Genomic DNA, 5,661 nt, shown 5'->3' with positions numbered 1-5,661 from the left:
GCCTTCGACGCCCGGACAAGGGAGACGATCCTTCCCTCCGGCATCGGATAAAACGGCTCTTCAGGCATAGTTGTGGGTAGCCCTGGGGGAATACCGTTTCAAATGTTCTGAGCGCTTCTTGCCATCTCTGCCCTCTCGATGTCCAAGAGGAATCCTCAGGTTCGAGCAGACGAGCATCACCAAGTCGATGAGGTTCTTCACCTCACGGAAGCCGTATTAGATTTATGGCAGTGCCCTGAAAAGGAGAAACGCAATGCACAAAATCGCTCACATGACCGCCGCCGTCCTCGCAGCGGTGGCCTGCTCCGCTCAGGCGGCCGACGTCATCGAACTCTGGCCCGAAGGCGCTCCCAACAAGAGCACCATCACGGCCGCCGAGGAAACGAACGCCCAGGGTTCCATCTTCAACGTCACGCGCGCCCGCCTTGAGGTCTCGGCTCCGGCCAATCCCAACGGCAAGGCCGTCATCGTCATTCCGGGCGGCGGCTACGGCAATCTGTCGATGAGCACCATTGAAAAGAGCTTCGTTCCGTTCTTCCACTCCCAGGGCTTCACGACGTTCGTGCTCAAGTATCGTCTTCCGAAGGGCAACCCGGAAGTGCCACTCGCAGATGCCAACAAGGCTGTTGAAACCGTTCGCTCGCTCTTCGGCAAGTACAACCTGCACACCGTCGGCGTGATGGGTGCGAGTGCCGGCGGGCACCTGGCCGCCATGTCGAGCGTCTCCTGCAAGGGCGCCGCCTGCCCCGACTTCTCGGTTCTCGTCTATCCGAACATCACGATGATGCAGGAGGAATCCCAGCCCAAGAGCTCCTGCCGCAACAATCTCATCGGGCCTGCCCGCTCCGTGAAGTACGACACGACGTTCTCGGCCTACAAGCATGTTTCGCTCACGACGCCGCCCGCCTTCCTCGCCGTGTCCGCCGGGGATGAATATGCCGGCAGCCTCGGCTCCATGCGCTACGCACGCGCCATGATCGAAAACGCCCGTCCCGTCACGCTTCACGTATATGAATCGGGCAACCACGGCTGGGGCGCCAAATCCTCCGCCGACTTCCCGGACGGCGACAACTTCCGCACCGATCTCTCCATGTGGCTGAAGAAGATCAAATAACAAGCCGCGCACAACCCATTGCGGGCGGGTCGGACCAGAATTCCCGCCCGCAATGTCATCAAGCCAACAAAAGCTGTTTTGCTAAAAGGAGAACAGCCATGCTTTTCCAACGCACTCCTCTCGTCACAGCGCTCGTCCTCGCGGGCGCCTGCTCCGTGGCCGCGGCCGCTCAGGCCGATGTCGTCCGTGTTGAATCCGGCGACCTCACGGGCTTCGTGAAAACCGTCCCGGGCACGGACGCCCGAGTGGACGTCTTCCTCGGCGTCCCCTACGCGGCCGCCCCGGTCGGCCAGAACCGCTGGGCTTCCGCCAAGCCCGCCGCCGCGTGGCGGGGCATCCGTCAGGCCGACACCGCTCCGCAGCCCTGCAAGCAGAAGGGCCAGGGCAGCGAAGACTGCCTCTACGTGAACATCTACAGGCCCGCCGGCACCGCGGCCGACGCCAATCTCCCGGTCGCCGTTTATGCACATGGCGGCGGCAATACGGGCGGCAACGCCAGCGAGCATGACGGCGCGCGCCTCGCCGCCGAAAACGGCATCATCGTCATGACGGTCCAGTACCGTCTCGGCGCCTTCGGCTTTTTGAATCTTCCCGGCATGGATTCGTCCGCCGGCAACTTCGGCATCACCGACACGCAGGCCGCGCTTGCATGGGTGAAGCGCAACGCCGCGGCCTTCGGCGGCAATCCCGACAAGGTCACGCTAGTAACCGAATCCGCGGGCTCGACCAACGCCTGCCGAATCCTCGTTGATCCGAAGTCGAAGGGCCTCGTGGCGGGCGTCGTTCTTCAGAGCGAGGACTGCATTCACGACGTCGACTCGCCCAAGCAGGCCAAGGAGCGCTCCGACAAGTTCCTCATGCTTACTGGTTGCGCCGGCGAAGCTGATCCGCTGGCCTGCCTGAGAAAGCTCCCGACCGACAAGCTGGCCGTCGCCAGCGCCGCGGTCGGAGGCTGGAATCCCGTTTCCGAAACGAGCGCCGTGAGCGAAATCGCCAAAGGCAACTGGATCAAGGTTCCGGTGCTCTCCGGCTCCAACAAGGAGGAGGGCCGCTCCGCCGGCGCCGCCTATGTAGGCTGGAAGTATCCCGACTACAAGGCCTGGGTCGTCAAGCTCGTGGGCGAACAGAACGCCGTCGAAGCTCTGAAGATCTACGATCCGAAGAAGCACGAAGGCCAATACGCGCTTGAATACACGATCGGCGACTTCATCACCGACAGCGGCATGCGCGGCCTGGGCGGCTGCACCAACCTGACGCTCGCCGAAGCAATGGCCAAAACCGGCGCCTCGGCGCCCTGGATCTACACTTTCGAAGACTCCACCGTGCCAACGTCTCCGAGCCGCCACAAAGGCTACGACAATGCCGCGAGCCACGCGGCCGAGCTCACCTATCTCTTTCCGGATGCGGGCCAGTACCTGCCGCGCTCCGTCCGCATGACGGACGAGCAGCGTGCGCTTGCACGTCAGATGCGCGCCTACTGGGGCAACTTCGTCAAGCACCAGAACCCGAACGGCGAAGGCCTCCCTGTCTGGAAGCCTTTTGAAGGCGAAGGCGCCATGATGGCACTTCGACTCAACGGCAAGAGCCAGACCGTCCCCGCCTCGTACTTTGCAGACCTGCACCACTGCAGTTTCTGGCACTCGGTTCCCGTCGTGCTCGACCGCGGCGACCGCTGATCGATTCTCATGACGAAGCCGTCCTCCGGACGGCTTCGCTTGCTGATCCGCCCGTCAAGAGGCGCGCGTCCTTCCCGGAGCACGCCTCTTTTCTTTCTTCCTCACCGCCGCAAGGCCCGTTCTTCGTTTTTAGCCCATTCGTCTGGTTCGTGGGTTGCTGAGTCAGCTCGCGCTCGTTGGTGCTCGGGCCAGGCTTTGGAGAAGAGGCTTCTCAGGAGCTCATTTGCCCACACGTATGCACGAAGCCTCCCTTAAAGCTGCGTCACCTCAATCCCTGCACGCTCGAGGAACTCGAGACCCTCGCGGCTGCGGTAGAGCTCGTGGTAGAAGACCTGCGAGATGCCGCACTTCTGGATGAGGAGTGCGCAGTGGATGCAGGGACTGTGCGTGATGAAGATCGCCGCGCCCTTTGAGGAGTAGCCGTTTTCGGCGAGCTTCGCGATGGCGTTGAGCTCCGCGTGCTGCACTTCCGGACGGGTGACGAGCTTGCCGTCCACCTCCATCTCGCAGCAGTTGTCGTACCCCGTCGGCATGCCGTTCCAGCCGAACGAGATGATCGAGTGGTTCTTGACGATGACGCAGCCCACCTTGAGCCGCTTCGCATAGCTGCGCTCCGCCGCTATGTGGGCGATGCGCATGTACATGGCGTTGTCCTTGACGATGTCCATGGAAGTCCCCTGTCATCAAATGCCGTTCGTCCTGCACTGCTTCGGTGAAGCGCGCAGGGGGAGCGAAAAAAAGACCCGGCCGGCTCGCGCCGTCGGGTCCTTTTCTCCGCGGAGAACGGGCGGTCTCCCGCCCGCTTCCAGAACCGGCGTCGATTACTTGACGCGGTTGCGGTACTCACCCGTACGGGTGTCGATTTCGATCTTGTCGCCGGTGTTGACGAAGGCCGGAACCTGGAGCTCATAGCCGGTGGCGAGCTTGGCGGGCTTCATGACCTTGCCGGAGGTGTCGCCCTTGACGGCGGGCTCGGTGTAGACGACTTCGCGGACGAGGATCGTCGGGAGTTCGATCGAGATGGGACGGCCGTCGTAGAAGACGCATTCGGCGGGCATGTTGTCCTCGAGATACTTGAGGGCTTCGGCCATCACGTCGGCGTCGACTTCGTACTGGTTGTACTCGCCGTCCATCCACACGTAGTGCGGATCAGCGAAGTAGGAGTAGTTGACTTCCTTGCGGTCGAGCACGAGGTCTTCGAACTTGTCGTCAGCGCGGAAGACGGTTTCCGTCGTGGCGTTCGTCAGAAGATTCTTCATCTTCATCTTGACGGTGGAGGCGCCGCGGCCGCCCTTGGAGTATTCAGCCTTCACAACGACCATGGGATCCTTGCCGACCATGAAGACATTGCCGACGCGCAGTTCCTGTGCGGTTTTCATTTGGGAAATGTTCCTCTAATGCAGAGTTTGCGAGCGAGTCCTCGACGCTTCCTGCTCGAGAGTGCGCAAGGACAAAAAATCATTTAAGCGGGGTATTGTATCAAATCTCGAGGGCGGACGGCTAGTGCGCCCGCAAGCTTCCGAAATTTTTGAAATTTTCAGAGACCTCGAGCAGCGCGCTCGAGCATCCGGCGTCCGAGATCACCGTTTTGGAGGAGTTCAATGCGCCAGGATTCAAAGGCCTGACGCCAGAGCAGGGCGTCCTCAAGGAAGGCGGAGAGCGCCTCGGGCGGGAGCGTCCCTTCGAGCCAGTCGTCGGCCGTGCGGCGGTACCGGCCGGCGGCGCCGGCGTCGTCGAAGCGCTTCGTGAAGCGCTCGAGCCAGGCGTCGAGCTTCACGCGGTGCGCATGGTCTTCGGTCGGGTAGGTGGACCAGAGGAGCGGGGTGCCCGAGAGCTGCGCGCGCACGAAGCTGTCTTCGCCGCGGATCACGACGGCGTCGCTCGACCAGAGCAGCTGGTCGAACTCCGTCTGCGGGAGGAAGGGCGTGCGCACCGTGCGCACGCGCCGCCCATCGGGGTCAAGCGCACGGAGGCGCGCTTCAACGACGTCGCCCGCCGCGCCCGGAGCGAGGAGGATGTTTCTCGGGCGCTCGGTGAGCGCAAGCCCCTGTGCGAGCACCTCGAGGGCGTTCGTCGGGTAGCAGAAGACGAACGTGGTGAAGCGCTCCGCCTCGAGACCGAGGGAGGCGAGGAATTCGCCGCGGCGCGCGATGCCGGCGCGGCGCTTCTCTTCGTAGTCGTCCTCGATCACGAGGCCGCCCGTGCGGGACGTGAAGCCCGGGAAGAACCAGAGCTTCGGGAGGTCGAGGCGCGGATGGAGACCGATCACGTCGTGGCTCTCCTCGACCCAGTCCTCCGCCGAGAGGTAGTCGAGGTTGAAGTAGAAGGGCGGCCGGCGGCCGGCGGCAAGGGCCGTCGCGCGCTTCTTCGCGAGCGCCTCGTCGTAGGCGTCGGGGAGCCGGCAGCCGAAGGTCTCGATCACGAGGCCGGCGGGTTCGAAGTCCGGTTCGGCCGCGCGCCTTTCGAACTCGTCCCAGGGGACGACTTCGGCGACTTCAGCCGCGTCGGGCGCGAGAAGCGCGAGCACCTCCGGGTGGTCGGTGATGAAGCGGATGCGGCCGACGCCGAGGGCGAGCAGGCGCCGCGCGAGGCGCCAGCAGACGCCCGCGTCGCCGAAGTTGTCGATCACGCGGCAGAAGAGGTCGCAGGTGGGGAAGTCGGTGCGCAGTTCGGTCATGGCGTGGTGGTCGTGGGTGAAATCGGGCGGCGCTCCTCGTCGAGGAGCCCCGCGATGAGGCAGCGCCCGCCGCGGCAGCGGAGGTCCGCAAATCGGGCCGCGCTGAAGCGGTCCGCGTTGCCCGACGGGAAGAACCACCGGCGCGGGAGCTGCGGTCGGCCGGCGGCGGGATCGAGCTCGACGGCGGCGGCGCC

The 5,661-nt window shown here is 63.9% G+C and carries 6 protein-coding genes; 2 read left to right on the top strand and 4 right to left on the bottom strand.

Annotated elements, in window-relative coordinates; translation table 11 throughout:
• Positions 1-253: 253 nt before the first annotated feature.
• The gene (locus ACT6Y9_RS08260; RefSeq protein WP_443744188.1) at positions 254-1,114 is read left to right on the top strand and encodes an alpha/beta hydrolase; all 861 of its coding nucleotides are present in this window, start codon (positions 254-256) and stop codon (positions 1,112-1,114) included.
• Between the two features lie 98 nt (positions 1,115-1,212).
• A complete protein-coding gene (locus ACT6Y9_RS08255; RefSeq protein ID WP_443744187.1) occupies positions 1,213-2,790 on the top strand; it encodes a carboxylesterase/lipase family protein in 1,578 nt (525 codons plus the stop codon).
• 251 nt (positions 2,791-3,041) lie between these two features.
• On the opposite strand, the gene ACT6Y9_RS08250 is transcribed toward ACT6Y9_RS08255, so the two are convergent.
• The 4 genes from ACT6Y9_RS08250 to ACT6Y9_RS08235 form a co-directional block, all read right to left on the bottom strand.
• On the bottom strand, positions 3,042-3,458 hold the full coding sequence (locus ACT6Y9_RS08250; RefSeq protein WP_295477774.1) for a deoxycytidylate deaminase: 417 nt from the start codon (positions 3,456-3,458) through the stop codon (positions 3,042-3,044).
• A gap of 153 nt (positions 3,459-3,611) precedes the next feature.
• The gene (gene efp / locus ACT6Y9_RS08245) at positions 3,612-4,169 is read right to left on the bottom strand and encodes an elongation factor P (RefSeq protein WP_295477777.1); all 558 of its coding nucleotides are present in this window, start codon (positions 4,167-4,169) and stop codon (positions 3,612-3,614) included.
• A 158-nt stretch (positions 4,170-4,327) separates the two neighbouring features.
• The gene (gene earP, locus ACT6Y9_RS08240) at positions 4,328-5,467 is read right to left on the bottom strand and encodes an elongation factor P maturation arginine rhamnosyltransferase EarP (protein ID WP_443744186.1); all 1,140 of its coding nucleotides are present in this window, start codon (positions 5,465-5,467) and stop codon (positions 4,328-4,330) included.
• Positions 5,464-5,661: hypothetical protein (locus ACT6Y9_RS08235; RefSeq protein WP_443744185.1), on the bottom strand; the 198-nt coding region annotated here is incomplete at its 5' end. The genes ACT6Y9_RS08235 and earP, both read right to left, overlap by 4 nt.

This window comes from Sutterella sp., from assembly GCF_052272535.1.
Taxonomy (GTDB): domain Bacteria; phylum Pseudomonadota; class Gammaproteobacteria; order Burkholderiales; family Burkholderiaceae_F; genus Sutterella.
Note: the sequence above shows the minus strand (reverse complement) of the source record. Positions and strands in the feature narration are given on the sequence as shown.